General features: G+C 54.6%; 1 protein-coding gene. It reads right to left on the reverse strand.

Features of this window, described 5'->3' with window-relative positions:
* On the reverse strand, window positions 1-1,371 hold a 1,371-nt coding region (locus E4680_RS14215; protein ID WP_167792535.1), incomplete at both ends, for a hypothetical protein.

Here is a 1,371-nt window from a genome sequence, read left to right on the forward strand (position 1 = left end):
TTGCCGTATCCAGCAGGCTGCGCAGAATCTCCCATGGAGACAGGCCGGAATAGTCAGCGCCGCCGCATGATCCTGGAATGGCCATGAATGACGCCTGATCAACGGCAGAAGCGCCAAACGCGTTGCGCGCCACAAAATACGCGGCCGCACCAATACCGTCATCAGGAACGGAATCAACAATCCGCGTTGCTTCAACGACAATTGGCAATGCCAGATTTTCGGCGCTTGCTGTGTAATCGACTCTCAGATGAGAGGTTTCCAGATGCCCGACTAGCGGTCGGTATGTCGGCCGGATAGCGATGTCAGTTACGTATTGATTATGAGATGCAGACGGGCTTTCTTTGATGGCAAGCATCATCGTAAGTCCGTCGCCGGATTTTGAGATTACGACATCGTTGTAATCCTGGCCGCTCAGCGCGCTGGCTGTTGACGATAGGTCAGAAACTTTCGGCGATCCGTCAACAGTGCCAGAAAACAGCCTGATTGACCCTCCGCCATTCGTTGTTTTCCGAGCAGATATCATCACTTGGTCGAATTTTATTCTGGTGTAATTTGGGCGGGAATTTGCCACATAAACAGCCTGGTAGCTCTGCCCGGAAGATGGCAGCTGACCAAGGACTTTTGTTCTTGTCCCAGATTCCGATAGGACAACGCCAACAGGAGTCAGAAGGCTCGTGTTATTGCGATGGAAAAACCGGCCTGTCTGCGGGATTTGTGGCGTTTCGGACGATCCAGATGGCGGAAGCCACTTGATTGAATAATCAGTGGTATCGACGTCATAGCCGCCCTGATTATCTAGGATAGTCCAATTCGCATCGAGCGGCGGTCCGCTGTCGAGCGAGACGTAATCAAGCGCCATTTGTTCGGATGGCACGAGCTGTTGAACAATCAGGCCTGAAATAGCTCCTGTTGATGCGCCATTCTCCCAGGCCAACGCACCGCCGATCCAAATTCGGTGAACCTTGTATTCCCCGACGCCCAGGCATAGCACGTTTCGGCGCAGAACATATTGAGCGGCCCCGCGGCAATATGGCGGGTGAGCGATCTCCGGCGCATAGATGCTGCGCCCGTATCGATCCGGTATCCGCTTATCAGGCGCTGGCTCGTTTACAAGTGATTTGTCTGGCGAATATGGCGAGCCAGGCTCTCCGACGGTTCTGTTCCCGTTGATCCTGGACAGGAACCGCCCGATCAACGCATTGGCTGTTCGTGCCGGCGACAAAGCGGCTTTGCGAACAGATGGCAGCCCGCCACGTTCTCGAAACTCCTGATATCGGTCGATTGCCGCGCGAATGTTTTTGCCAGGATACCAGTCGGAGTTTTGCGCTGCGCTGTCCGCGAAAAACGACTGATGCGCGGGCAACTCTGGGT

This window comes from Candidatus Macondimonas diazotrophica (assembly GCF_004684205.1).
GTDB classification, from domain to species: domain Bacteria; phylum Pseudomonadota; class Gammaproteobacteria; order UBA5335; family UBA5335; genus Macondimonas; species Macondimonas diazotrophica.